Raw genomic sequence first — 26,448 nt, forward strand, 5'->3', positions numbered from 1 at the left:
GGGGCTCGGACAGCGGGGAGGTGCGAACGGGCCGTGCGGGTGCGGGCGGTGGGGACCCTGGCGGGGAGGGACCGGGGGTGTACGGAGGTGGGGCTCAGGCGTTCACCACGCCTCAGGCGTTCACCGCCGGAATCACGTGCTCCCCGTACGCGTCGATCACCTCCTCCTTCGCGTCGTGCATGGCGTAGAGGGCGAACTGGTCGACGCCGAGCTCCCGCAGGGCACGCAGCTTCTCGACGTGGTCCTGTGCGGTGCCGATGAGGCAGAACCGGTCGACGATCTCGTCCGGTACGAACGCCGTGTCGGGGTTCCCGGTCCTGCCGTGGTGGGCGTAGTCGTAGCCCTGGCGGGCCTTGATGTAGTCGGTGAGTTCGTCGGGGACCATCGAGGAGTGCTCGCCGTACTTGGTGACGAGGTCGGCGACGTGGTTGCCGACCATGCCGCCGAACCAGCGGCACTCCTCGCGCGCGTGGGCGAGGGCCTCTGGCGAGTCGTCGGCGGTGACGTACGCGGGCGCCGCCACACAGATCTTCACCTCGGACGGGTCGCGGCCCGCGCCGGCGGCCGCGTCCCGCACGGCCTTGATCATGTACTGGGTCAGATACGGGTCGGCGAGCTGGAGGATGAACCCGTCGGCCTCCTCGCCGGCCATCTTCAGGGCCTTGGGCCCGTACGCGGCCATCCAGACCGGCAGTCGGGCACCGTCCCGCACCCACGGGAAGCGGACGACCGTCCCGCCGAGGTCGGCCTCGTCGCCGCGGCCGAGCGCCCTGATGACCTTCATGGCCTCGCTGATCCGGGCGAGCGTGTTGGGCTTGCGTCCGGCGACGCGCATCGCGGAGTCGCCGCGGCCGATGCCGCAGATGGTGCGGTTGCCGTACATGTCGTTGAGGGTGGCGAAGGTGGAGGCGGTGACCTCCCAGGTGCGGGTGCCCGGGTTGGTGACCATCGGGCCGACGGTCAGGTGCGACGTCTCGGCCAGGATCCGGCTGTAGATGACGAAGGGTTCCTGCCACAGCACGGCCGAGTCGAAGGTCCACCCGTGGGTGAAGCCCTCGCGCTCGGCGCGCTGCATGAGGGAGACGACGCCGGAGGCCGGGGGGTCGGTCTGGAGGACGAGTCCGAAGTCCATGGGATCCACCACGTTTCTAGTTCAGGTACTGGCAGGTGGAGCGCGCGGTGTACACGCCGTGACCGGCACGGCCCGTGAACTCCCGCTCCGAGATGACGAGTTCGCCGCGGGAGAGCACGGTCTCGACGCGGCCGGTGATCCGCTTGCCCTCGTACGCCGAGTAGTCGACGTTCATGTGGTGGGTGTCCGCGGAGACGACCTGCTCGGCGTGCGGGTCGTAGATGACGACGTCGGCGTCGGCGCCGGGCGCGATCGTGCCCTTCTTCGGGTAGAGGCCGAACATGCGGGCCGGTGTGGCACAGGCGATCTCGATCCAGCGGCGGCGCGAGATGTGTCCGTCGACGACGGCCTGGTGCAGGAGGTCCATCCGGTTCTCGACGCCCGGCATGCCGTTGGGGATCTTCGAGAAGTCGCCGCGGCCCAGCTCCTTCTGCCCGGTGAAACAGAAGGGGCAGTGGTCGGTGGAGACGACCTGGAGGTCGTTCGTGCGCAGGCCGCGCCAGAGGGCCGCCTGGTGGTCCTTGGGCCGCAGGGGCGTGCTGCACACGTACTTGGCGCCCTCGAAGTCCGGCTCGGCGAGGTTGTCGGTGGACAGGAAGAGGTACTGGGGGCAGGTCTCGCCGAAGACGTTCAGGCCCTCGTCGCGGGCGCGGGCGATCTCGGCGAGCGCCTCCCGCGCCGAGACGTGCACCACGTACAGGGGCGCGCCCGCGACCTGGGCGAGCTTGATGGCGCGGTGCGTCGCCTCGGCTTCGAGGAGCGCCTTCCTGACCTCGCCGTGGTAGCGCGGGTCGGTCTCCCCGCGCTCCAGGGCCTGCTGCACGAGGACGTCGATCGCGATGCCGTTCTCGGCGTGCATCATGATCAGGCCGCCGTTGTCGCCGGCCCGCTGCATGGCGCGCAGGATCTGCCCGTCGTCGGAGTAGAAGACTCCGGGGTATGCCATGAACTGCTTGAACGACGTGACCCCCTCGGCGACGAGCAGGTCCATCTCCTTGAGCGTCTCGTCGTGCACATCGGAGACGATCATGTGGAAGCCGTAGTCGATCGCGCAGTTCCCGTCGGCCTTGGCGTGCCAGGCGTCCAGGCCCTCGCGCAGGGTGTGCCCGACGGACTGGATGGCGAAGTCGACGATGGTGGTCGTGCCGCCCCAGGCCGCCGCCCGGGTGCCCGTCTCGAAGGTGTCGGCGGCGAAGGTGCCGCCGAACGGCATCTCCATATGGGTGTGCGCGTCGACACCGCCCGGGATGACGTACTTCTGACGGGCGTCGATCGTCCGGTCCGCGGTCCAGGATTCCGCGGCGTCGGTGCCGGCCGCGGCGAGCGCGGCGATGCGCCCGTCCTCGATGAGTACGTCGGCGTGGATCTCGTCGGCGGCGGTGACGACGAGTCCGCCGCGGATGACGGTACGGCTGCTGCTCATGCTCCCTCTTCCGTGTCTACGCTGCCTACGGGTTGGTCAGCGGCGTGTATGCGCCCGGGGCGCGGTCGCGGTAGAACTGCCAGCGGTCGCGGACCTCGCGCAGCTTCGCCATGTCGAGGTCACGGACGACGAGTTCGGGCTCCTTGTCCCCCGCCACCTCCCCCACGAACTGGCCCTCCGGGTCGACGAAGTAGCTCGTCCCGTAGAAGTCGTTGTCGCCGTACTCCTCCTGGCCGACGCGGTTGATCGCGCCGACGAAGTACTCGTTCGCGACGGCGGACGCCGGCTGTTCCAGCTGCCACAGGTAGCCGGAAAGGCCGCGCGAGGTCGCCGACGGGTTGAAGACGATCTGCGCGCCCTCGAGGCCGAGCGCGCGCCAGCCCTCGGGGAAGTGCCGGTCGTAGCAGATGTAGACGCCGATCTTGCCGACGGCCGTGTCGAAGACGGGCCAGCCGGAGTTGCCCGGACGGAAGTAGAACTTCTCCCAGAAGCCCTTCACTTGAGGGATGTGCGTCTTGCGGTACTTGCCGAGGTAGGTGCCGTCGGCGTCGATCACGGCGGCCGTGTTGTAGAGGACGCCGGGCTGCTCCTCCTCGTACATGGGCAGGACCAGGACAATGCCGTGCTCGGCGGCGAGTGCCTGGAAGCGGCGGACGGTGGGACCGTCGGGGATCGCCTCGGCGTACTCGTAGAACTTCGCGTCCTGCACCTGGCAGAAGTACGGGCCGTAGAACAGCTCCTGGAAGCAGAGGACCTTCGCCCCCTGCGCGGCGGCGTCGCGGACGGCCTGCTCATGGACCTGGATCATGGACTCTTTGTCGCCCGTCCAGGCGGTCTGGAAGATCGCGGCGCGGATCACGGTGCTCATCGGGGACCTCCGGTCGCTCGGTGTGCCGTGAGCCTAGGAAGTCCTTGCCGCGTACCGGAGTTGCACCGTGTCACGTCTGGAGCCGTACGGCGTTCCACACTGTCACCCTCTCTGTGCGTCGTGGGCGAGGAGGGCGATGTGGACGGACGCGGCCTGCTCGAAGTCGTCGAGGTCGAGCCCGAGGAGCGACTCGATGGCCTCCAGCCTGCGGTAGAGGGCGGGGCGGCTCATGTGGTGGAGCTGCGCCGTGCGCGACTTGTTGCGCCCGGTCGCGAGGTACGTCCGCAGGACGGGCAGCAGGCCCGGGTCGTCGGCGTACAGGAGCCCGTCCAGCTCGCGTTCGGTGAAGGCCTGGACGTGCGGGTCGTCGCGCAGGAGCCGTACGAGGCCCCTCAGGCGTACGTCGCGAAGACGCACGACGGGCGGGACGTCCGGGGTACCGGCTGCGGCCTGCGCGACGTGCAGGGCCTCGCGCAGCCCGGCGGGCACGTCGTCCCAGGCGGTACACGGCTCGGCGGCCGCCACCACGACCGGCTCCCCCGCCCCTGCGCGCAGGCGGGCCGCGAAGTGTTCGGTGAGCGGTCCCGGGTCCTGGTCGCGGGCGAGGCTGAGCAGGACGGCGGTGGCCCCGTCCGCGAGTTCGGCGGCGAGTCCCGGCAGCCCCAACAGGCGGAGTACGCGGTCGAGTTCGGCGGGGTCGCCGTCGCGGACGACGAGCGGGGCGAAGGTGCGGCGGTTGACGGGGAGGCCGGCTGCCCTGGTCCGGGGCAGGAGCTGGCGGGCAGGTACGACGCCGGAGACGAGGTCGGTGAGGATGCTCTGCGCGGACTGTTCCTCCCAGGTGTGGGCGGCGCCGCCGAGCATGCGGTGCAGGACGAGGGCCTCGGCGGCGCGTTCGGCGAGGAGCCGTCCGGTGGGGCCGTCGCCCCGGTAGCCGCACAGCACGACGCTGCCCCAGCGTTCGCCGCGCCCGTCGAGGTCGGCGCGGTACCAGTCGGCGCCGTCGGCGCAGCCCGCCCGGCGCGCGATGCGTTCCCAGTCGCGCAGCACGTCGTCCACGGCGGAGCGCTCACCGGCGGTGGCGAGCACGCGGTGGGCGAGGTTGGCGACGACGACGGGGCAGCCGCTGTGCGCGGCGACCTCGTCGAGGAGCCGCTGGAGCGGGGCGCCCGCCGTGATGAGTCCGGTCAGCGCGGTGCGGATGCCCTCGGAGAGGCTGACGGCGGCGAACTTCCTTCTGACAAGCCGGGACTGGACCTCCTCCGTGAGCTCGGCGAAGGGGAAGGGGCGGTGCAGGACGACCATCGGCAGGCCGTACCGCTCGGCCGCGCGCCGCATGTCCTCGGGGGGTGCGGGGAAGGCGCGGCCGAGCCCGAGGACGACGGCGGCCGCCTCGGCGCGGTGCAGGGACTTGATGTACTCGGTCCTGGCGTGGGCGTTCCCGGCGAGGAGGACGCCGGTGGTGAGGACCATCTCGCCGCCGCTGAGCATCACCCCGACGTCGGCGGCCTCGGCGACGTGCACCCAGCGCACGGGCCGGTCGAGGTGGCCGGCCCCCGCGACCACCTCGGGGTCCCCCGCCGCGATCCGCTCCAGGGCGAGTATCTGCCGTACGGACAGGGCGTGTTCGGCGTCGGTGACGGTCATCGGGGCACCTTCCTTACCACCACTGCCTTGGGCCGGCAGACCCGCTGCCTCGGGCTAACAGACGCTGCGCAGGGCCCGTTCCAGGATGGCTGCGCCCTCTTCCGCCTCGGCGACCGTGAGCGTCAGCGGCGGCGCGATGCGCAGCACGCTGGTGTTGTGCCCGCCGCCCTTGCCGACGAGGAGTCCACCCTCGCGGGCCGCCTCGATCGCGCGCGACGCCGCCTCCGGGTCGGCCTCGTCCGTGCCGGGTTTCACCAGCTCGATGCCGATCATCAGGCCCCGGCCGCGCACTTCTCGTACGCACTCCGTCGTGGCGCCGACGGCCCGCAGCCGCTCGATGAGGAGGCCGCCGACGCGGCGGGCGTTGCCCTGGAGGTCGTGTTCGAGGAGGTAGATGAGGTTGGCGAGGCCGGCGGCCATCGTCACCGGCGAGCCGCCGAACGTCGAAATGGAGTTGGAGTCCAGGCAGTTCATGACCTCGGCGCGCGCGACGACGCCCCCGATGGACATGCCGTTCCCGATGCCCTTGGCGAAGGTGAGGATGTCGGGGGGACCGTTCTGCCCGTGCGCCTGCCAGCCCCAGAAGTGCTCGCCGGTGCGGCCCCAGCCGGTCTGCACCTCGTCGGCGATCCACAGGATGCCGTGCTCCTGGAGCACCTCGCGGAACGCCGCGTACAGGCCGTCGGGCGGCGAGGTGAACCCGCCGACGCCCTGGATGGGTTCGGCGATGAGCGCGGCGACGCCTCGGGTCTGGCCGAGGACGTCCCGCAGGTCGTCGACGCAGGCCTCGATGAACTGGGCGTCGGTCAGCTGGGCGTACGGGCCCCGGCTGCGCACCCCGCCGTGGACATACAGCGTCTGGAGCGGCGAGAGGCTGGTCGGGGACCAGCCTCGGTTGCCGGTGATGCCGACGGCGGAGAAGGAACGGCCGTGGTAGCTGTTGCGCATCGCGAGGATCTGGTTCGAGCGGCGGTACGCGGTGGCGAGCAGCAGCGCCGTGTCGTTGGCCTCGGTGCCGGAGGTGGTGAAGAAGACGCGGGCGTCCGGGATGCCGGACAACGAGGCGACGCGCTCGGCGAGTTCGACCATCTGCCGGTTGAGGTAGAGGGTCGAGGTGTGGATGATGCGTCCGGCCTGCTCGCTGACCGCCTTGGTCACCTCCGGCAGGGCGTGCGCGGTCATCGTCGTCAGGATGCCGCCGAAGAAGTCGAGGTACTTGTTCCCGGCGGCGTCCCAGACGTGGCGGCCCTCGCCGTGGGTGATCTCGATGGGGCGGTCGTAGTACAGGGCGAGCCAGTCCGGCAGGACGGCGCGGTGACGGGCGTGGAGGTCGGGGGTCATCAAGGTCGCACGGGTCCCTTCGTCGGCTCCTTCACGAGTGACGGTGGTCATGGCTGCACCAGCCCTTCGTACGCGTCGGGCCGGCGGTCCCGGTAGAACGCCCACTGCTGGCGTACCTCGTCGATGAGGCCGAAGTCGAGGTCCCGTACGAGGAGTTCCTCGTCCTTGTCGCTCGCGGCGTCGCCCACAGTCTGCCCGCGGGGGTCGACGAAGTAGCTCGTGCCGTAGAAGTCGTTGTCGCCGTACTCCTCCACGCCGACGCGGTTGATCGCGGCGATGAAGTACTCGTTGGCGACGGCCGCGGCGGGCTGTTCCAGCTGCCACAGGTACGCCGAGAGGCCGCGGCTCGTGGCGGACGGGTTGTACACGAGCTGGGCGCCGTTGAGGCCGAGCTGGCGCCAGCCCTCCGGGAAGTGCCGGTCGTAGCAGATGTAGACGCCGACGCGGCCGACGGCGGTCTCGAAGACCGGCCAGCCCAGGTTTCCCGGCTTGAAGTAGTACTTCTCCCAGAAGCCCTTCACCTGCGGGATGTGGTGCTTGCGGTACTTGCCGAGGTACGTGCCGTCGGCGTCGATCACGGCCGCGGTGTTGAAGTAGAACCCGGACTGCTCGACCTCGAAGACCGGTACGACGACGACCATTCCGGTCTCGCGGGCCAGCGCCTGCATCCGGGTCACGGTCGGCCCGTCCGGCACGGGTTCGGCCCAGCGGTAGTGCTCGGCCTCCTGCACCTGGCAGAAGTAGGGGGCGTTGAAGACCTCCTGGAAGCCGATGATCCGGGCGCCCTGCCGGGCGGCCTCCCGCGCATGTTCCTCATGCTTGGTGATCATGGATTCGGTGTCGCCCGTCCAGGTCGCCTGGACCAGCGCGGCGCGTACGACGTGGGCCATGTGCCGCTCCTTTGCCTGTTGCCCCCGCCGGGGGACGTCAGAGAGCCTCTACGCCCGTAGACACAGGCCGTAGAGGGACGAACGTAAGCCTCACCGGCGGCCTTGCCAAGACCATCGCCGTTAAGCGGCGGAATCGATCATGTTTCGCACCCGTGCGGGTGAGGAGTGAGCAGACCAGGGACCCTGGTCCGGATCAGTCCGGATCAGGGAGCGGGATCATGCGGGTCCCCCTGCTCGAGCGCAGCCGGGAGCTTGGGGGAATCGGGGGCTGACGACAACGCCGCGAGGTGCGGCACCGGACCCCGCGACCCCGGCCCGATCCGAACGAGAGGCCCTACGTGGGGAACCCGGCGACCCTGAGGGCGTGCACGACGTCCCAGTACCGCTCGTCGGAGACTCCGCGCGCCGCCTCGACGAGCAGCGGGACGAGGCGCCCGGGGTCGTCGTGCACGCTGCGGGCGGCCTCTTCGGGGGTGCGTACGCGGACGTAGGCGTCTAGGAGCGCGCGGGTCTCGCGGTGGCGGCCCTCGCCGGTGAGGCGGAGCACGGACGCGCCGATCTCGGTGGCGGGGCGGGCCACTCCCTGGCGCAGGATCTGCTGGGCGTCGGCGGTGCGTCCCGCGGCGGCGAGCGCGTCGGCGGCGGCCACGAGGAGGTCCGCCGGGAGCGAGGCCGTCTCCCAGAGCAGGGTCGCCCAGTCGGCGCCGAGGCCCGCGCGGTTCAACTCGGCGGCGAGCGGCGGGAATCGGGCGGCGGGCCAGTGGGCGGCCTCGACGAGCACGCCGTGCGCCTCCCCGCCGCGGCCCTCGGCGCGCAGCCGCAGGAGGGTGCCGACGCAGGCGGCGATGGCGGCGCGCGCCTCGCCGTCGAGGCGCTGCGGGGCGGGCGGTGCCGCCTCCTGCCCCTCGGCGGCTCCGGCGAACCGGGCGCCGCGCGGGCTCGCGGCGGAGTTCCGTAACGGGCCTTGAGCGGCTGAAGGCGTGGGATCGACGGTCGACTCGGCCGCACCAGCGACAGGGGCCTCGGCTTCGTCGAGCATCCCGGCGAAACGGGCGCTGCCACGGGGGCGGCGCTTGCGTTCCTTGGGAGGCTTGGAGCGTCCCGCAGGTTCGGGAGGTGCCGACTGCGGGCGCTGCTGCGGTACGGGGAGGGGTGACGGCGCTGGCGGAGGTGGTGGCTGCCGGTCCAGGTCCGCCATCCTCCGGCGGAGCTCCGCACAGCGGGCCGTCGCGCGTTCCTGGTCGTCGCGCGCCCAGGCCAGGTCGAGGCGCATCGCCTCGGCCTGTTCACGTGTGGCGGCCGTGTGCAGGAGCTGGGCCAGCTCCACCTGTCGCTCGGCGGCGTACCGCTGCTCGCGGAGCATCACGTCGAGCCGGTCACCGAGCAGATCGCGGCTGCCGGGCCGTGCGTCGAAGGCGGTGAGCGAGGCGCGGTGCAATGCACGGGCCCGTACGGCCTCTGCCCCTGCTCCTGCGTCCGCCGCCGCCTCGTAGGACCCGCCGCCCACGCCCAGATCCTGGAGCAGGGCTTCCACGACATCCCAGGGAGGCACCTCGGCGCCCGTGAGGCAGGCCCGCATCCCGTCGGGGTCGCGCTGCCAGAAGATGCCGCACCAGCCGGCGTCCTGGTCGAGCCGGGCCAGCAGGTTCCGCAGGTACACCGCGAACTCCCGGACCTGGTCAGGGAGTTGTTCCACTTCCATCACACGCCGCCCGATCCCTCCGCAGAGTGGAGTCTTCCGGTTCGGAAGAAAACACCCTCCGTGTTTCGAGGGCGCTACGGGCGCTTTTCCGGGGCGGCACCGTCCTCACTCGCCGCAGCTAGGCAGTCACCAGCGAGCAACTCGCGACGATCTCGTCCATGGAGAGGCCGAGAGTCCGGGCGAGGGCCGCGACCGTGAAGAACGCGGGCGTGGGCGCCCGGCCGGTCTCGATCTTGCGGAGCGTCTCGGCGGACAGGCCCGCGCTCGCGGCGACCTCCACCATGCTCCGCCCGCGCCGGGCCTCGCGCAGCAGGAGGCCGAGCCGCTCGCCGCGCTCGCGCTCTTCGGGGGTCAAGGGGGTTCGGACCATGGGTCCAGTCTACTGGCAGAACCCCCATTCAAATACCGGTATTGTAATTGGCATGGTGGAACTCAAGACAGACACATCGATCGACGAGATGCGGGAAGCGGGCCGGGTCGTGGCCCAGGCCCTCGCGGCGGTCCGCGAGAAGGCGACCGTCGGGGTCTCGCTCCTGGAGCTGGACTCGGTGGCGCACGGCGTCCTGCGCGCGGCCGGCGCGGGCTCCCCGTTCCTCGGCTACCGCCCTTCGTTCGCCCCGACCCCCTTCCCCGCGGTCCTCTGCGCGTCGGTGAACGACGCGATCGTGCACGGCATCCCCGACGGGTACCGGCTGCGCGACGGCGATGTCCTCTCGGCCGACTTCGGCGCCGAGCTGGGCGGCTGGGCCGGCGACTCGGCGATCAGCTTCACGGTCGGCAAGGCACGCCCCGAGGACCTGCAGCTCATCGAGACGGCGGAGCGCGCGCTCGCGGCGGGCATCGCGGCGGCGGTCGTCGGCAACAGGATCGGGGACATCGCCCACGCCATCGGGAAGGTGTGCCGGGCGGAGGGATACGGCATCCCGGACGGCTTCGGCGGGCACGGTATCGGCCGCAAGATGCACGAGGACCCGCCCGTCCCGAACGAGGGACGGGCGGGCCGGGGCATGCGCCTCAAGCACGGCATGGTGCTCGCGATCGAGCCGATGGTGATCGCCGGCGGCATGGACGACTACTACGCGGCCCCGGACGGCTGGACCCTGCGCACAGGAGACGGCACCCGCGCCGCCCACGCGGAACACACGGTGGCGATCACGGACGCGGGGCCGCGGATCCTCACGGCGCTCTGAGCGGGCCGCCCCGGCTCCGGCTCAGTTGTCCTGAAGGAACTTCTTGGCCAGGGAGTCGCCGAGGGTCACCGCCGCGCCGCGGCTCTCGATCGGGGACGTCTGGTTGTTCTTGAACACGATGTACGTGACGCCGGAGTCCGTGCCGCCGGTCTCCGGGTCCGGGTCGACGCCGAGGGCCTTCGCGGTGGCGTAGGACGCCTCACCGATGATCTGGTTCGGGCCGGTGTCGCCGACGACCGCGTACTCGACCTTGTTGTTGTAGATGACGGCCACGACGCCGCCGCCCTTGATGCCGGCTCCCGCGTAGTTCCAGATGCTGCTGGAGCTGGGCACGACGACGTAGGGGAGTTTCTCGGCACTCAGCGGCTTGCCGTCGGACTGGTGGAAGGCCGTGTCGTCCTGGAACCAGGGGTCGGTGTCGGCGTTGCACTGCGTGGTGATCCGACCGTCGCAGTCGATGTCCATGTCGGCCTTCCAGAACACCGCGCCGTTCTTGCCGCAGACGGGCACGGTCGCCGAGGTCTCCTCGTCGGTGCGGTACTTGCCGTTCGATATCTGCGAACAGGACGTGACCTTGGCGAGCAGGTCGGCCGCGCTGACCGTGCCTTCCTGGGCACGCTGGGGGCCGGCCTCGCGGGCGGTGGCGTTCGTGGGGAGGAGAGCCGTGGCGAGCAGCGCGGCTCCGGCGGAGGCGGTGAGGGCGAGCGTTCGAGTACGCACGTGGGGGACCCTTCTGTTAGGAAAGTTTCCTTACCTTCGGGGCCCAAATCTGGCGCCGCGGCAGGTACCTGTCAACCCCTCGAATACGCCAAGAGGCCCGCGTTTCCCGCCAGTTGACGTCGATCCCACGTCAGCCGACGGGACCCACGGGCCCCTCACCGCGCGTCCGGTCAGCCGCCGGAGGCGGGCCTCACCACCATCGCCGAGCCGCCGCCGCGCCGCACCTTTTCGGCCGCGGCGAGCCACTTGCCGCCCTTCAGGCGCTGCACGCCCGTCGCCGCGCCGATCTCCGGGTTCTGTTTGAAGACGTGGCCGAGCGCCTCCAGGCGCGCTCTCGTCGGCGAGTCCCACAGGCCCGGTTCGAGCTCCGTCGCCGCCGCGTTGCGCTGGCTGGCGCGGGGCGCCGCGATCGCGTCCACCAGGGGCAGCCCGCGGTCGACGAAGCCGGTCAGCGTCTGCAGGACGGTCGTGATGATCGTCGCGCCGCCGGGCGAACCGAGCGCCACCACCGGCTGGTTGTGCCGGTCAAGGACGATCGTCGGGGAGATCGACGAGCGCGGGCGCTTGCCGGGCCCCGGCAGGTTCGGGTCGTGGACCGCGGGGTTGGCCGGCGCGAACGAGAAGTCCGTGAGCTCGTTGTTGAGCAGGAAGCCGCGGCCCGGGACGGTGATGCCGCTGCCGCCCGTCGACTCGATCGTCAGCGTGTACGCGACGACGTTGCCCCACTTGTCGGCGACCGTCAGATGGGTCGTGTTCTCGCCCTCGAAGGTCGTCGGGGCCGCCTTGTCGCCCGGCTCACCGCATGTGCCCGGGTGCCGCGGATCCCCCGGCGCCAGCGGGCTCGTCAGGACCGCGTCGTCCTTGACGAGGCACTCCCGCGAGTCGGCGAACCGCTGCGAAAGCAGCTCCTTCGCCGGTACGTCCTCGAAGTCGGGGTCGCCGACCCAGCGCCCGCGGTCCGCGAACGCGATCCGGCTCGCCTCGATGTAGCGGTGCAGATACTGCTCCTGCTTGGCCTTCGACAGGTCTGTGCGCTCAAGGATGTTGAGCGCCTCACCGACGGTCGTACCGCCCGAGGACGACGGCGCCATCGAGTAGACGCCGAGCCCGCGGTACGAGGTCTTCGTCGGGGCCTGGAGCTTCGCCCCGTACGCCTTCAGGTCCTTGACGGACAGCCGGCCGGGCCGCGCGACCCGGCCCGACGCCGGGTCCACGGGCGGCTTGTTCACGGTGCGTATGACGTCCTTGCCGATGTCGCCGCGGTAGATGGCACCGACGCCTTCGTGCGCCAACTCCTCGTAGGTGCGGGCGAGATCGGGGTTCTTGAACGTGGAGCCGACGACGGGGAGCGCACCGCCCGGCAGGAACAGCTCGGCAGTGGCGGGGAAGTCCTTGAACCGCGCCTGGTTCGCCTCGGTCTGCGAGCGGAACGTGTTGTCGACCGTGAACCCGTCCCGTGCCAGCTTCTGCGCCGGCCGGAGCACCGAGCCGAGACGCTCGCTGCCCCAGGTGTCGAGCGCGGTCTGCCAGGTGGCGGGCGTGCCCGGCGTCCCGACGCTCAGGCCGCTCGTCACCGCGTCGTTGAAGTCGAGGCGCTTGCCGTTCTCCAGGAACAGGCCCGAGTCGGCGGTGAGCGGGGCCGTCTCGCGGCCGTCGATCGTGTGCACCTTGCGGGTCTTCGCGTCGTAGTACACGAAGTAGCCGCCCCCGCCGACGCCCGCGGAGTACGGCTCGGTGACGCCGAGCGCCGCGGCCGTGGCGACGGCGGCGTCCACCGCGTTGCCGCCCTTGCGAAGGACCTCGATCCCGGCGGCGGACGCGTCCGCGTCGACGCTGGAGACCGCGCCGCCGTAGCCGACGGCGAGCGGCACCTTCTGTGCGGACGCGCGGGGCGAGTGGTTCGCGTCGGACGCCGGGGCCGCGGCGGCACCGACCGTCACCAGCGTGGCCACGACAGCCAGCCCCGAGAGATTCCGAAGACTTCGCAGGCTCCGCGGCTTCCCCGGATACCCAGGATTCATCCGATTCCGCGCAACAGGACGTCTCATCCGTACCTCCAGTCAACAGCCGTCTGCGCAGCGTAACTTCAGTTCCGCATGGCGTCAGGACCCCCTCGAACAAGGATCCGCCCGCCCGCTAGCATGCGCCCCCATGACTGAAGACGTGCGCAACATCGTCCTCGGCGTGATCGCAGCCGGGATCAGCGCCGCCCTTGGCTGGCTCGCCCGCACCTACTTGTGGAAGCGCAAACTCCGCCGCAGGCAGGCCTTCTTCGGACTGCCCGACAACTCCGAGTCGCTCCTCGTGGTCAACCGCGACGCGGGCGGCCCCGAGCTGACGGTGAAGCGTCACGACGTCTTCGCCCTGCTCGAACTCTCGGCGATCATCAAGGACTGCGGGGCGCACGCGCAGGTCGTCGCCCACGACACGACCCAGCAGGGCTTCGGGGAACGCACCGAGTTCTGCGTGGGCGGACCGGCGTCGAACCGCCGGATGGCCGCCCATATGCACAGCCTCCTGCCGGGCATCCGCGTCAACACGGACCCGGAGCCCGGCCCCGACCGCGGCGCGTTCCAGATAGGCAGCGAGCGCTACCGCCTGGAGCCGGGGATCACGGAGTACGTGCTGCTCGCCCGGCTGACAGCGGGCCAGGGGCAGGGCTCGCGCCCGGTCTTCCTCTTCTGCGGCCAGCTGCCGATCACCAACCAGGCGGCCACCCGCTATCTCGCCCGCCACCACGAGCGCCTGGCCCGCAAGCACGGCGGCAACGCGTTCGTGCTCCTTCTGAAGGTCGTCAACTCCCAGGCGTACGGCCCCGATGTGGTCGAGCTGGTCGGCGACGTCACCCGCGCCGCCCAGGCACCGGCCCCCGCGGCCACGCCCCGCGCCTCCTCGCACCGGGCGAAGTGACCCGCCCCTGACCTGGGGCGCGGCGGACACCGTTGAACAACAAAACATCGTTACCCGTACGTAACTTACCGACGGGTTACCTACGGTAAGACGCCGCGGTTACCGTCGGGTCACTTTGCACTGACACGAGTGAGGAGTGACCCGTGGCACAGCCGCGACACCCGCGCAGAGCGCTGCGTACGACCACTGTTGGTGCCGTGTCCGCGACCCTGGTCGCCGGGGCGGCGCTGGGCCTGGCCCCCGCCGCGCAGGCGGCGCCGGGGCCGGGCGTGCGCTTCGTCGACATCACCGGCGCCGGCGGCACGGTCCTGAAGGCCAACGTCGTGGCCCCCTCCGACACCTCGCGCAGATACCCGGTCGTCGTGCTCCCCACGAGCTGGGCCGTGCCGCAGATCGAGTACCTCGCCCAGGCCAAGCAGCTCGCCGACTCCGGCTATGTCGTGGTGAGTTACAACTCGCGCGGCTTCTGGCAGTCCGGCGGCGAGATCGAGGTCGGCGGCCCCGAGGACATCGAGGACGCCTCGAAGGTCATCGACTGGGCCCTCGCCAACACCCGGGCCGACCCGGAAAAGGTCGGCATGGCGGGCGTCTCCTACGGCGCGGGCATCAGCCTGCTCGCCGCGGGACACGACAAGCGCATCAAGGCCGTGGCGGCGCTCAGCGGCTGGGGGAACCTGATCGACTCGATCTACTCGGGCCGCACCCAGCACTTCCAGGCCGCCGCCCTGCTCTCCGGCGCCGGCTATCTCACGGGCCGCCCGAGCCCCGAACTCCAGCAGGTCATGAAGGACTTCCTCGGCTCGAACCTGGCCAAGGAGGACGACATGATCGCGTGGGGCAAGAAGCGCTCCCCCGAGACGTACCTCGACAGCATCAACAAGAACGGCGCCGCCATCCTGCTCGGCAACGCCTGGGGCGACACCATCTTCCCGCCCAACCAGTACGCGGACTTCTACGAGAAGCTCACCACGCCCAAGCGCCTGGAGTTCCGCCCCGGCGACCACGCCACGGCCGAGGCGACCGGACTGCTCGGGCTGCCCAACGACACGTGGGAGGACACGCACCGCTGGTTCGACCACTACCTCAAGGGCGCCGACAACGGCGTCGACCGCGAGCTCCCCGTCCGCATCAAGTCCCGCTCCACCGGCGCGTACGAGAGCTACCCCGACTGGAAGTCGGTCGGCGCGACGAAGAAGAAGATCGCCCTCGCGGGCACGACCACGATCCACACGAACGTCGACTCGGGCGCCAACGGCGGACTCCTGGAACTGTCGAACATCCTCGACCAGTTCCTGCGGCTGCCCCCGACGGCCTCGGTTCCGCTGCTGCCGCGCCGCTGGGCGGGCGTGTGGCAGTCGGAGAAGTACACATCCGAACAGCATGTGCGCGGGACGGCGAAGCTGCACACCACGCTCACCCCGACCAAGGAGAGCGGAACCCTCGTCGCGTACCTCTACGACGTGGGCCCGCTCGGCCTCGGCAAGCTGGTCAGCAACGCGCCGTACACCTTCCACGGCAAGACACCCGGTGCTCCGATCGGCGTGGACCTGGAGTTGTTCTCCACGGCCTACGACGTCCCGGCAGGGCACCGGCTCGCCCTAGTCGTCGACACGGTCGACCCGCTCTATATCGAGCACAACCCGACCGGCGCGCAGCTGACCTTCTCCTCGCCGAAGGACGACCCGTCATACGTGTCGATCCCCCTGCGCGAGCAGTGATCTCCGGCTGCTGCCGGGCGGGCATGGCCCTGTGGTCTCTGCAAGGAGCCCCTGCTACTGCACCCCCGGCAGCAGCGTCCCCGGTTCGGCCGGGGCGACTTCGACCGCCTCCACCTTGGGGTTGCGCCGCTGGCGCTTGGACACCCATTGGGCGAACCACGAAAGGAGCATGCACATCCCGATGTAGATCGGAGAGATCACCATCACCACGGGGATGAAGGGCAAATCGTAGTCGAGGTTCGAGGCGATGAGCTTCCCGGCGTGGAGGAACTCCTCGTAGGTGATGAGATAGCCGAGCGAAGTGTCCTTCAGGGCGACCACCAGCTGGCTGATGATGGCGGGCAGCATGGCGCGTACGGCCTGCGGCACGAGGACGTGCGTCATGACCTCGGTCTTGCGCATGCCGAGCGCGAACGCGGCCTCGCCCTGGCCGCGTTCGACGGAGTTGACACCGGACCGGAAGACCTCGGCGAGCACCGAGCCGTTGTAGAGGGCGAGCCCGGCGACGAGGGCGGGCAGCGGCTGGACCTTCAGCGCCACGAAGATGAAGAAGATCATCACCAGGACGGGCATCGCGCGGAAGAACTCCACGACGAGGGTGGCGAGCCAGCGAACCGGCCGGTGGTCGGACAGACGCCCCACCGCGAGCACGGTCCCGAGCACGAGCGAGAGCACGGCGGCCATGGCGAACGCCTTCAGCGTGTTGCCGAGCCCGCGCAGGAGCAGCTCCTGGATGCCCTTGTACTCGAACGGCATCCACTTCGTGTAGGTGAACTGGTCGGTCTCGAACAGGAGGTAGAAGATCCAGGCGAGCAGGCCGAGCACGATCAGCATGGACAGCACCCCGTACAGCCGGTGCCGGCGCTCGGTCCTCGGTCCCGGTACGTCGTAGAGGGCCGTCGCGTCGTGGGCAAGAGCTTTCATCGGGGAACTCCCCAGCGCTTCTCGAGCACGTTGAAGATCGCGCTGATGGTGAGGGTGATGATCAGGTAGCCGACGGCGATCCAGAAGAACGTCCAGATGATGTTGTAGCCCAGCTCGCTGAGGGTCTTGTAGGTGCCGAGCAGCTCGTTGACGCTGAACGCGCCGGCGATCGCCGAGTTCTTGGCGAGGGCGATGAGGGTCGAGCCGACGGGCGGGATGACGGACCGGAAGGCCTGCGGGAGAATGACCATCGACAGCGTCTGGCCGAACGTCATGCCGAGGCTGCGGGCCGCCTCGCCCTGTCCCCTCGGCACGGTGTTGATGCCGGAGCGCAGGGCCTCGCAGATGAACGCCGAGGTGTAGCAGCCGAGCGCGAGGATCGCGAACACCTTGAAGGGCAGCACGAGTCCGAAGCGCGGCAGGCCGAGGAGTACCGCGAAGAACAGCAGGGTCAGCGGGGTGTTGCGCAGGATGTTGACCCAGACCGTGCCGAAGACACGGAAGGAGCCGACGGGCGCGACCCGGAACGACGCCATCACGAAGCCGAGGACGAGCGCGAGGATCGAGGCGTAGACGGTCAGTTCGACCGTCCCGAGGAACCCCTTGGCGAAGGTGGAGAAATTGCTGGTCAGTACGGACACGGGGCCTCCTCAGTTCGCCGGGTAGCGGTCGATGGGGGGCGGCTTCGGCGCGGGCACTCCGGAGAGGCCGAGCGTCGCGTCGTACGCCTTCTTCCAGTCGCCGTCGTTCTCGCGGGTCTGGAGCGCGGTGTCGATCGCGAACCGCAGCGCGTTGTCGCTCTTCGGTACGCCGATGCCGTAGGGCTCCTTGGAGAACGGCTTGCCGACGAGCTTGAGTTCGTCGGGCACCTTGGCCGCGTAGCCGAGCAGGATCGCGTCGTCGGTGGTGACGGCGTCGACCTGGTAGGTGAGCAGGTTGTCGACGCAGACGGAGTACGTGTCGTACGCGACGAGCACCGCCTTCGGGTAGTCCTTCTGGATGCGCTGGTAGGGGGTCGAGCCGGCCGCGGAGCAGACGCGTTTGCCGTCCAGGTCCTGCGGTCCGTTGATGTCGTGCTCGTCGGTGCGGACGAGGAGCGACTGGCCGGCCATGTAGTAGGGGCCGCCGAAACCGACGAGCTTCTTGCGGTTGTCGTTGATCGTGTAGGTGCCCACGTAGTAGTCGATCTGGCCGTTCTGCAGGGCGGTCTCGCGGTTGGCCGAGGCGATCGTCCTGAAGGCGACCGACGAGGGGGCGAAGCCGAGGGACGCGGAGATCATCTTGGCGATCTCGATGTCGAAGCCGGAGTAGACACCGGTGGCCGGGTCCTTCTCGCCGAGGTAGGGCTGGTCCTCCTTGGCCCCCACGACGAAGTGCCCGCGCTTCTTCGCCTTGCGCCACGTCTTCGAGTCGGTCAGCTCGAACCCCTGCGCCACCTGGTACTTGGGCAGTTGCGCGTCCGACGGGCCCTTGGTCGGCGGGCTGCCCTCCTTGCCGCAGGCCGCCGCGGCCAGGGCGGTGAGGGCGAGGGCGGCGACGGCGCGGAACACACGTGTCTTGCGCAGCATGGATCGGTCCACCCCCGTCAGTGCTTGAGGATCTTGGAAAGGAAGTCCTTGGCCCGCTCGCTGCGCGGGTTGGTGAAGAAGTCCTCGGGGGTGCGGTCCTCGACGATGCGGCCGTCGGCCATGAACACGACGCGGTTGGCGGCGGAGCGGGCGAAGCCCATCTCGTGGGTGACCACGACCATGGTCATGCCGTCGCGGGCGAGCTGCTGCATCACCTCGAGGACCTCGTTGATCATCTCCGGGTCGAGGGCCGAGGTCGGCTCGTCGAAGAGGAGGGCCTTGGGGTCCATGGCGAGGGCGCGGGCGATGGCCACGCGCTGCTGCTGGCCGCCGGAGAGCTGGGCGGGGTATTTGGTGGCCTGCGAGGCGAGCCCCACCCGGTCGAGGAGTTCTTGGGAGCGCTTGTCGGCCTCCTCCCGCTTGCGGCCCCTGACCTTCATCTGGGCGAGGGAGACGTTCTGCAGGACCGTCTTGTGCGCGAAGAGGTTGAAGGACTGGAAGACCATCCCCACCTCGGCCCTCAGATGGGCGAGGGCCTTGCCCTCCTCCGGAAGCGGTTGTCCGTCGAGTCGGATGTTCCCCGACTGGATCGTCTCGAGCCTGTTGATCGTCCGGCAGAGCGTCGACTTTCCCGACCCAGAGGGGCCGATGACCACCACCACCTCCCCCTTGCCGACGGTGAGGTTGATGTCCTGGAGGACATGCAGCTCCCCGTAGTACTTGTTGACGTCACGCAGCTCGATCAACGGATCGACGGCCATGGCAAGACCTGCCCACTCTCAGCTGTGTCGGTCCGCGCAAACTATCCACGTCAATTTGGGACTTGACCGGCGACACGCACGTATGGCCATTAACCGTATTTGCGGTGCTACGTCTCCGATGCCTCGGCGTAGAACTGCGACAGCTCGGGCGCCCCGCTGGTCGCCCATTCGTGGCCCGCGGCGACGACGTCGACCTCGCGGCCGGAGGGGAGCCGCACCACCGGCTGCCCGTTGGGCCAGATCACCCACGTCGCCTCCGGCACCTGGCGGACGAGGACCGTACCGAGGTACAGGCCCGCGTCGTTGCCGAGCCACGGCAGCGCTTCCTCGTCCTCGCGCCAGCGCGGCACCAGTTGGTCGAGCGCCTCCAACGACGCGACGGAGTCGTCCAGTTCGACCCCGGCCTCGTGCGCCTGCGAGCGCAGCAGCTCGCACTCGGAGAGAAGTTCGGCGATCCCCTCGGCCCCGCCGTCACCCTCGGTGAAGACGGCCACGCCGAAGGCGGAGCCGTGCTTCCTGCGCCAGTTGTCCAAGAAAGGGATGTTCATACCGCTCACCCTGACATCCCCGCAGGCTGTCGCACCACAGGGCGCGCTGAGCTCCGTTACGGAGAGTTCGGGCCACGTTCGCACGCGGCTCATTGACGCGAACCTGTCTCCTCTTTAGCTTCATGGCTCACCTGTCACGTCTCACCCACCAGTGGAGGGAGTCGGTCGTGCGCCGACGCGTCTGGGGAACGGCAGCTGTACTGGCGCTCTTTACGGGCTTCGCCCCGACCGCCGTCGCGCAGGCCGCCCCGCACAGACCCGAGCCGCTCCCCCTGGAGCGGCTCTTCGACAACAGGGCGGTGAGCGCCGACGACCGGGCCGGGGAGGCCGACTTCGACGGCTCGGGCAGCTCGCTCTCCGTCGGTGACCTGTCGGCGGCCGGCTGGACTCCCGGGCGGGCCTTGGGTGTTGAGGGCGCCCGCCTCACCTGGCCGCGCACGGTGGCGACCGGGCCCGACAACGTGCGCGCAGACGGCCAGTCCGTCCGCGTGCACGGCCGGGGCGACGCGCTCGCCTTCCTGGTGGCCGGAACGGGCGGCGACGCGGCCGGCAGCGGCACCGTGCGTTACCGGGACGGCTCGCGCTCCACGTACCGCCTCACCGCGCCCGACTGGCGCACGGGCCCGCTCGCCACCAAGTCCGTGGCGCTCCCCCACCGCAACACACCCGGCGGCCAACTCGCCGAGAAGACACGGCTGTACGTCGTCACGGTGCCGGTCACCAAGGGCCGCGAGATCGCCTCCGTGGACCTGCCCCGGGACCCGGGCACCCCCGATCTGCATGTCTTCGCCCTGTCGGTGCGCTCGCCCGCGCCGGGGTGGAGCGGCACCTGGTCGGCGTCCACCGCCGGATACGCCGCCGTCGGCCCCTGGGCGGACCGCACGGTGCGGCTCGTCGTGCACACCAGCGTGGGCGGGCCGCGCGTGCGGATCCGGCTCGACAACACGTTCGCGTCGGCGCCGGTGCGGGTCGGGAGCGCGACGGTGGCCGTGCAGGACGCGGGCGCCGGGGCCAAGGGCGAGCCGGTGCCGCTGACGTTCCGGGGCTCGGCGGGTACGGAGATCCCCGCGGGGGCACAGGCGTTCAGCGACGCGGTGGGCTTCGATGTGCCGGCCGGCGCGAATCTGCTGGTCAGCTTCCATCTTCCGGAGGCGGTCGCCACGGCACCGGTGCACAGCCAGGCGATCCAGCGCTCGTACGTGAGCCTGCCGGGCGATCACGCGGCGGAGGCCTCAGCGGCCTCGTACACGTCGACGATCACGTACTGGCCGCTGCTCACCGGTGTCGACGTGAGCGGCGGGCCCGGGTCGGTCGTTCTGCTCGGCGACTCCATCACGGACGGCGTGAAGTCGACGCCGGACGCGAACCACCGTTGGCCCGACATGCTCTCCACCCGGCTGCGCGAGCAGGACGCGGTGCCGCACTACGGAGTCCTGAACCAGGGGATCTCGGCGAACCGGGTGACGGGCGACCGCTATCCGGGGGACGGCGTCTCCACGGACACGGGCGGTGTGAGCGCGCTGCACCGCCTCGACCGTGACGTGCTGTCCCAGACGTCGGCGCGCACGGTCGTCGTCTTCCAGGGCGTCAACGACGTACGGGCCGGCTTCAGCGGGGCCCAAGTCGTCGCCGGGCTACGGGAGATCGCGGCGCGCGCCCACGCGCGGGGCCTGCGCGTGGTCGGGGCGACGGTCACTCCGTGCGAGGGCGAGACCCTGTGCACAGCCACGGCGGACCGGGAGCGGGAGGTCGTCAACGCGTATGTGCGGGACAGCGGGGGCGACTTCGACGCGGTGGTCGACTTCGACGCCGTGGTGCGCGATCCGGCGCATCCCGCGCGGATGCGGCCCGAATACGACAGCGGGGATCATCTGCACCCGGGGGACGCGGGGCTCGACGCGATGGCCCGGGCGGTGGATCTGGGGGCGCTGAGGCCGTAGAGCTCCGGCTCAGCCCCCCTCGGGTCGCAGAGGTCCTAGACCTCCAGGTCCACGACCACCGGGGCGTGGTCCGAGGCGCCCTTGCCCTTGCGCTCCTCGCGGTCCACGTACGAGTCCTTCACGGCCCCCGCGAACGCCGCGTTCCCGTAGACGAGGTCGATGCGCATGCCGCGGTTCTTGGGGAAGCCGAGCTGGCGGTAGTCCCAGTATGTGAAGGGGTGGTCGTACTTCAGGGGCCGCGGGACCACGTCGGTCAGGCCCGTCTCACGGAGCGCGGCGAGCGCGGCGCGCTCCGCCGGGGTGACGTGCGTGGCGCCGTCGAAGAGGGAGATGTCCCAGACGTCGTCGTCCGTCGGCGCGACGTTGTAGTCGCCCATCACGGCGAACGGGCGCGAGCCCCCCGCGTCGCCCGCGACGGCCGCCTTGAGCGCCTCGAACCACTGGAGCTTGTACGCGTAGTGCGGGTGGTCCACCTCGCGGCCGTTCGGCACGTATACCGACCAGACGCGCGCCGGGCCGCACGTGGCGGAGATCGCGCGGGGCTCGTGGGCGCCTTCGTAACCTGGGTCGCCGGGCAGGCCGGTCACGACGTCCTCCAGGCCGACGCGGGAGATCAGCGCCACGCCGTTCCACCGCCCGTTCGCGTTCACCGCGGACTCGTAGCCCAGCTCGCGCAGCTCGTCCACGGGGAACTGTTCGGCCGTGCACTTGGCCTCCTGGACGCACAGCACGTCCGTCCCGGTGTTCTCCAGCCAGGCGAGGAGCCTGGGCAGCCGGGCGGTGATCGAGTTCACATTCCAGGTAGCAATCCGCATGCCCACAACCTACCGGGCGGGTACGACAACGCCCGCCGAACCCGTGGCGGCCGCCGGCGGGGCGCGCTGGGCAGCAGACGACAGGCAGCAGGCGATAGGCGATAGGCGATAGGCAGGCTACCTTGCAAGTTTCCCTGTTTGAAAGTTAGCCTGTCGAAGCATCTCCCCCCGGATCCGCAAGGAGCACCCCCCATGTCCGCCACCACCCTCGACGAGCGCACCGCCCTCGTCCTCATCGACCTCCAGAACGGCATCCTCGGCCTGCCGACCGTCCACCCCGCCGACGGAGTCCTGAAGAACGGGGCCACGCTCGCGGACGCCTTCCGCGCCAAGGGCCTGCCCGTCGTGCGGGTCCGCGTCGCCTGGTCCCCCGACGGCGGCGACCTGCCGGTGAGCCGGTCGGCCACCCCGGGGCTCACCCAGGCGCCGCCCGCCGCGTTCTCCGAGTTCCCGGACGAGCTGGGCCCGCTCGGCGACGACATCGTGATCACCAAGCGGCACTGGGGCGCGTTCACGGGGACGGAGCTGGACCTCCAGCTGCGGCGCCGCGGAGTGACGCAGATCGTGCTCGCGGGGATCTCGTCCTCGATCGGCGTCGAGTCCACCGCCCGCTCCGCCTTCGAGCTGAGCTACCACCTCACGGTGGTCGAGGACGCGACGACCGACACGGACGCCGCGTCCCACGAGCACAGCTTCGGCAAGATCTTCCCGCGGATCGCGGAACTCGCCACGACCGAAGAGATCGTCGAACTCCTCGGCCGGTAACCGGAGTTCACAGCCCGCGAGGGTGCTCAGAGCGTCGCGTACTCCTCCGGCGTCAGCCGCAGGTTGTCCGTCCCGCCGAGCGCCCCGATCTGCCCTTCGTAGATGGGCCAGGCCAGGTCGGTCAGCAGCGCGTCATGGATGTCGTACGCGCGCTGCGGGCCGACCTCGCGGAGGTAGTCGATGACCTCGGCGATCTTGTTCCAGGGGGCCATCACGGGCACGAGGAGGGTCTCGACGGGCTGGTCGGGGACGGTGAACGCGTCGCCGGGGTGGAAGACGCGGCCGTGGTCGATCAGGTAGCCGACGTTCGTGATGCGGGGGATGTCCGGGTGGATGACGGCGTGCAGTTCGCCGTGGACCTGGATGTCGAAACCGGCCGCCTCGAACGTGTCGCCGTGCCCGACCGTGTGCACCCGGCCGGGGAACGCCGTCGAGATCTTGTCGGCCACGGACTTCAGGGTCCAGATCTCGGTGGCCGGGTCAGCTTCGAGGGCCACCCGCAGCCGGGCCTCGTTGAAGTGGTCGGGGTGCTCGTGCGTCACGAGGATCGCCTCGGCGCCGACAGCCGCGTCCTCCTCGCAGAAGCCGCCCGGGTCGATGACGAGCGTCCGCCCGTCCTTCTCCAGGCGGACGCAGGCATGGATCTTCTTCGTGAGCTTCATAGGAACCATCCTGCGCTCCCGGCCCGCGTCCGGCCCGCCCCGGCACCCGGTCGTCTAGTCCTGCGGCGTGGTCTCCTCGCGGATCACGGCCTGGGCCACCTTGAACGCCGAGTTCGCCGCGGGCACGCCGCAGTACACGGCGGCCTGGAGCAGCACTTCCTTGATCTCGTCGGCGGTGAGGCCGTTGCGCAGGGCGGCGCGGGTGTGGAAGGCCAGCTCTTCGAGGTGGCCGCCGGCGACGAGCGCGGTGAGCGTGACGCAGCTGCGCATGCGGCGGTCGAGGCCGGGCCGGCTCCAGATCTCGCCCCACGCGTAGCGGGTGAGGAACTCCTGGAAGTCGCCGGAGAAGGCATCCGCCGAGGCCAGCGCCCGGTCGACGTGCGCGTCGCCGAGCACCTCTCGGCGCACCTTGAGACCGATGTCGTGCCGGTCGGGCCGGACCTCCGCCTCGGGCTGGGCCTCCGTGGGCCCGATCTCCGCCACGGGGGCGACCGGCGGGGGCGGCGGCGCGAGGACGGGCTTGACGGGGGCGGCGGGGATCGCGTGCTGCCCGGTCTCGTACGCGGGCTGCCAGGCGGTCGAGAAGTGCCGTACGAGGAGGTCGGTGACGGCGGCGGGCTGCTCGACCGGGGCGAGGTGCGAGGCGGCGGGCACGACGGCGAGCCGCGCGTCCGGTATGCCGGCGACGAGTGTGCGCGCCTGGGCGGGGCCCGTCACCTGGTCGTCGGAGCCGACGAGGACGAGCGTGGGGACACCGATGGAGCCGAGCTCGGCCCGTACGTCGAAGGACGCGAGCGCCTCGCAGGCGGCGATGTAGCAGCCCGGGTCGGTGGTGCGCACCATCTGCACGGCCCAGTCGGTGATCGCGGGCTGGGCGGCCGCGAAGCCGCTGGTGAACCAGTGCTCCGGGGACGTGCGGGCGATGGGGTCGAGGCCGTTGCTGCGGACGATCACGCCACGCTGGCGGAACTCGTCGGCGGTGCCGAAGCGGGGCGAGGCCGCGATCAGCGCGAGGGAGGCCACGCGCTGGGGGTGGCGCAGCGCCAGCTCCGCGCCGATGGCGCCGCCCAGGGAGCAGCCCGCGTAGCCGAAGCGCTGCACGCCGAGTTCGTCGAGCGTGGCCAGGAGACGCGCGGCGAGGTCGGCGACAGAACCGGCCGGGTTGGCGGGGGCGCCGCCGTGCCCGGGCAGGTCGAAACGGAACACCCGCCACTGCCGGGCGAGCTCGGGTACCTGCCGGTCCCACATGTGCCAGGTGGTACCCAGTGAGGGACCCAAGATCAGGACTGGGGCGTCTTCTGGCCCGTCAAAGCGGTATTGCAGGGTGTTCTTCGGTGTCTCACTCACGCCCTGCACGGTCTCACATCTCACAATTTCTCACACGACTGGGTGGACACCCCGTGCAGGCCATCCCACCTTGTGGAGGCTTCGCGAAGATCCTCCATGTCCGTCTTGACGTACCACTGCTTGGTGGTCTTCACGTTCGTGTGACCGGCCCACCGCGCAAGGGACGTGGTCCGGCACGCCGTTGTTGGCCAGGAAGGTGAGGCACGAGGCGCGTGCGTCGCAGGTCCGGACGCGCCGGAGTCCGAGAATCTCCCTTGCCGGCACCAGGGCGGGCAAGGGCAGATCCCGCTCGCCGGCAAGGGACTTGGTGTCCTTTCCACGATGTGCCGACCGAACCCGCTGCAGGCCGCAGTCGACCGGGCGCGGGCCACGACGCCGGCGGGTGAAAGATCATCAGATGGAGCCGATCGGAACCCTTGTTGACCTTCACCTTGGGGGAGGCCACAGCATCGGTGGGGCCGGGCGATGTGCTCGGTATGAGTGAGGAGTGGGCATGGGGTTGCTGACCATCGGGGCGTTCGCGAAGGCGTCGCGGCTGTCACCGAAGGCGCTGCGTCTTTACGACGAGCTCGGCCTGCTGACCCCCGCTCGCGTCGACCCGGTGACCGGCTACCGCCTCTACGCGCCGGAGCAACTCGACCAGGCTCGACTGGTCGCCTGGCTCCGACGCCTGGGGATGTCCCTGGCCCGCATCCAGCACGTCTGCACGCTGGAGGCGGGCCCGGCGGCCCGGGAGGTCCGCGCGTTCTGGGCCCAGGTCGAGGCCGACACCGCCGCGCGGCGGGACCTGGCCACCTTCCTCATCAACCACCTGTCCTGGAAGGACCCTGCCATGTCCCCGACCGCCAAGCCCCTGGGAATCCGTTACGCCGCACTGTCCGACAAGGGCCTTGTCCGCGAGAGCAACCAGGACACCGCCTACGCCGGGTCCCGCCTGCTCGCCGTCGCCGACGGCTATGGCAGCCAGGGAGCCCCCGCGAGCGCGGCCGCCGTTGACGCACTCAAGTACCTCGAAACCGACAGCGTCCCGGCGGGCGATCTCCTCAACGTCCTTGAAGACGCCGTCGAACAGGCCAAACAGGCCGTGCACGGCGTCGCCGGGACCGGTTCTTCACCCGAGGAGGCCGGCACGACACTCACCGCGATGCTCTGGACCGGATCACAGCTGGCCCTCGTCCACATCGGCGACTCCCGCGTCCACCTCCTGCGCGACGGAGAGCTGTTCCAGATCACGCACGACCACACCATGGTGCAGTCGATGGTCGACGAGGGCCGCCTCAGCCCGGAAGAAGCCGCCTCCCACCCCCAGCGGTCGCTGTTGATACGAGCCCTGGGCCTAGGGGCCGACGCCACCCCCGACCTGCGCCTCCACGACGCCCGGCAGGGAGATCGATACCTGCTCTGCTCCGATGGACTGTCGACCGTCGTGCCGACCGAAGAGATCCACCGGGTGCTCTCCGAGATCAGGGAGCCCGAGGAGGCGATCCGCGAACTCGTCGCCCTCGCCAACGGCTCCGGCGGTCCCGACAACGCCAGCTGCGTGGTCGCCGACGTCATGGAGCTCCAGCAGTAGGAAC

The 26,448-nt window shown here is 70.5% G+C and carries 24 protein-coding genes; 6 read left to right on the plus strand and 18 right to left on the minus strand.

The genetic code is table 11. From position 1 onward, the window contains the following. Positions 1-112: 112 nt before the first annotated feature. The 8 genes from OG698_RS12700 to OG698_RS12735 form a co-directional block, all read right to left on the minus strand. A complete protein-coding gene (locus OG698_RS12700) occupies positions 113-1,132 on the minus strand; it encodes a TIGR03842 family LLM class F420-dependent oxidoreductase (RefSeq protein ID WP_399967892.1) in 1,020 nt (339 codons plus the stop codon). 16 nt (positions 1,133-1,148) lie between these two features. Continuing rightward, entirely contained in the window at positions 1,149-2,555 is a 1,407-nt protein-coding gene (hydA, locus tag OG698_RS12705; protein WP_383081028.1) for a dihydropyrimidinase, read from the minus strand. A gap of 25 nt (positions 2,556-2,580) precedes the next feature. Beyond that, complete coding sequence (locus tag OG698_RS12710; protein ID WP_100591491.1) at positions 2,581-3,423, minus strand: nitrilase-related carbon-nitrogen hydrolase; 843 nt, start codon at positions 3,421-3,423, stop codon at positions 2,581-2,583. A 102-nt stretch (positions 3,424-3,525) separates the two neighbouring features. Beyond that, positions 3,526-5,070, minus strand: a complete 1,545-nt coding sequence (locus OG698_RS12715; RefSeq protein ID WP_406103176.1) for a PucR family transcriptional regulator — start codon at positions 5,068-5,070, stop codon at positions 3,526-3,528. 54 nt (positions 5,071-5,124) lie between these two features. Continuing rightward, entirely contained in the window at positions 5,125-6,411 is a 1,287-nt protein-coding gene (locus OG698_RS12720) for an aspartate aminotransferase family protein (RefSeq protein WP_406111014.1), read from the minus strand. Positions 6,412-6,458: 47 nt separating this feature from the next. After that, complete coding sequence (locus OG698_RS12725) at positions 6,459-7,301, minus strand: nitrilase-related carbon-nitrogen hydrolase (protein WP_116508073.1); 843 nt, start codon at positions 7,299-7,301, stop codon at positions 6,459-6,461. A 334-nt stretch (positions 7,302-7,635) separates the two neighbouring features. Then, a complete protein-coding gene (locus OG698_RS12730; RefSeq protein ID WP_406111016.1) occupies positions 7,636-9,003 on the minus strand; it encodes a hypothetical protein in 1,368 nt (455 codons plus the stop codon). Between the two features lie 118 nt (positions 9,004-9,121). Next, entirely contained in the window at positions 9,122-9,373 is a 252-nt protein-coding gene (locus tag OG698_RS12735) for a helix-turn-helix transcriptional regulator (RefSeq protein WP_356271890.1), read from the minus strand. Positions 9,374-9,425: 52 nt separating this feature from the next. Here OG698_RS12735 and map point away from each other — a divergent pair, with 52 nt between their 5' ends. Continuing rightward, positions 9,426-10,193: a type I methionyl aminopeptidase gene (map, locus tag OG698_RS12740; protein WP_406103177.1), complete on the plus strand. Its 768-nt coding sequence runs from the start codon at positions 9,426-9,428 to the stop codon at positions 10,191-10,193. Between the two features lie 21 nt (positions 10,194-10,214). On the opposite strand, the gene OG698_RS12745 is transcribed toward map, so the two are convergent. Then, positions 10,215-10,913, minus strand: a complete 699-nt coding sequence (locus OG698_RS12745) for a glycoside hydrolase family 75 protein (protein ID WP_406103178.1) — start codon at positions 10,911-10,913, stop codon at positions 10,215-10,217. A gap of 170 nt (positions 10,914-11,083) precedes the next feature. Further along, positions 11,084-12,961, minus strand: coding sequence for a gamma-glutamyltransferase (ggt, locus tag OG698_RS12750; RefSeq protein WP_406103179.1), 1,878 nt, complete (start codon positions 12,959-12,961; stop codon positions 11,084-11,086). A gap of 103 nt (positions 12,962-13,064) precedes the next feature. Between ggt and OG698_RS12755 the strand changes: the two genes are divergently transcribed. Both OG698_RS12755 and OG698_RS12760 read left to right on the plus strand, forming a co-directional pair. Beyond that, positions 13,065-13,823: a hypothetical protein gene (locus tag OG698_RS12755; RefSeq protein ID WP_329569064.1), complete on the plus strand. Its 759-nt coding sequence runs from the start codon at positions 13,065-13,067 to the stop codon at positions 13,821-13,823. Between the two features lie 143 nt (positions 13,824-13,966). Continuing rightward, a complete protein-coding gene (locus tag OG698_RS12760; protein ID WP_406103180.1) occupies positions 13,967-15,541 on the plus strand; it encodes an alpha/beta fold hydrolase in 1,575 nt (524 codons plus the stop codon). Between the two features lie 54 nt (positions 15,542-15,595). On the opposite strand, the gene OG698_RS12765 is transcribed toward OG698_RS12760, so the two are convergent. The 5 genes from OG698_RS12765 to OG698_RS12785 form a co-directional block, all read right to left on the minus strand. Then, positions 15,596-16,465 (minus strand): amino acid ABC transporter permease, encoded by an 870-nt coding sequence (locus OG698_RS12765; protein WP_406103181.1) that lies wholly within the window; start codon positions 16,463-16,465, stop codon positions 15,596-15,598. Next, the gene (locus tag OG698_RS12770) at positions 16,462-17,106 is read right to left on the minus strand and encodes an amino acid ABC transporter permease (RefSeq protein WP_326773435.1); all 645 of its coding nucleotides are present in this window, start codon (positions 17,104-17,106) and stop codon (positions 16,462-16,464) included. Before OG698_RS12770 ends, OG698_RS12765 begins: the two co-directional genes overlap by 4 nt. Before the next feature lie 9 nt (positions 17,107-17,115). Then, complete coding sequence (locus tag OG698_RS12775) at positions 17,116-18,033, minus strand: glutamate ABC transporter substrate-binding protein (RefSeq protein WP_406103182.1); 918 nt, start codon at positions 18,031-18,033, stop codon at positions 17,116-17,118. 17 nt (positions 18,034-18,050) lie between these two features. Further along, the gene (locus OG698_RS12780; protein ID WP_406103183.1) at positions 18,051-18,794 is read right to left on the minus strand and encodes an amino acid ABC transporter ATP-binding protein; all 744 of its coding nucleotides are present in this window, start codon (positions 18,792-18,794) and stop codon (positions 18,051-18,053) included. Positions 18,795-18,901: 107 nt separating this feature from the next. Then, positions 18,902-19,342 (minus strand): DUF6278 family protein, encoded by a 441-nt coding sequence (locus tag OG698_RS12785; RefSeq protein ID WP_100591478.1) that lies wholly within the window; start codon positions 19,340-19,342, stop codon positions 18,902-18,904. Positions 19,343-19,464: 122 nt separating this feature from the next. Here OG698_RS12785 and OG698_RS12790 point away from each other — a divergent pair, with 122 nt between their 5' ends. Beyond that, positions 19,465-21,282, plus strand: coding sequence for an SGNH/GDSL hydrolase family protein (locus OG698_RS12790; protein WP_406103184.1), 1,818 nt, complete (start codon positions 19,465-19,467; stop codon positions 21,280-21,282). Positions 21,283-21,317: 35 nt separating this feature from the next. Here the strand turns inward: OG698_RS12790 and OG698_RS12795 are convergent, their stop codons facing one another. Beyond that, the gene (locus OG698_RS12795; protein WP_399967867.1) at positions 21,318-22,097 is read right to left on the minus strand and encodes an exodeoxyribonuclease III; all 780 of its coding nucleotides are present in this window, start codon (positions 22,095-22,097) and stop codon (positions 21,318-21,320) included. 192 nt (positions 22,098-22,289) lie between these two features. On the opposite strand from OG698_RS12795, the gene OG698_RS12800 reads away from it, so the two are divergent. Further along, positions 22,290-22,862, plus strand: a complete 573-nt coding sequence (locus OG698_RS12800; protein WP_406103185.1) for an isochorismatase family protein — start codon at positions 22,290-22,292, stop codon at positions 22,860-22,862. Positions 22,863-22,888: 26 nt separating this feature from the next. On the opposite strand, the gene OG698_RS12805 is transcribed toward OG698_RS12800, so the two are convergent. Together OG698_RS12805 and pcaC are read right to left on the minus strand one after the other, a co-directional pair. Further along, positions 22,889-23,524, minus strand: a complete 636-nt coding sequence (locus OG698_RS12805) for an MBL fold metallo-hydrolase (protein WP_356271916.1) — start codon at positions 23,522-23,524, stop codon at positions 22,889-22,891. A 54-nt stretch (positions 23,525-23,578) separates the two neighbouring features. Then, a complete protein-coding gene (pcaC, locus tag OG698_RS12810; RefSeq protein WP_406103186.1) occupies positions 23,579-24,871 on the minus strand; it encodes a 4-carboxymuconolactone decarboxylase in 1,293 nt (430 codons plus the stop codon). 493 nt (positions 24,872-25,364) lie between these two features. On the opposite strand from pcaC, the gene OG698_RS12815 reads away from it, so the two are divergent. Next, positions 25,365-26,444, plus strand: a complete 1,080-nt coding sequence (locus OG698_RS12815; protein WP_406103187.1) for a MerR family transcriptional regulator — start codon at positions 25,365-25,367, stop codon at positions 26,442-26,444. Positions 26,445-26,448: the final 4 nt, after the last annotated feature.

Source organism: Streptomyces sp. NBC_01003 (assembly GCF_045162695.1).
Lineage (GTDB): Bacteria > Actinomycetota > Actinomycetes > Streptomycetales > Streptomycetaceae > Streptomyces.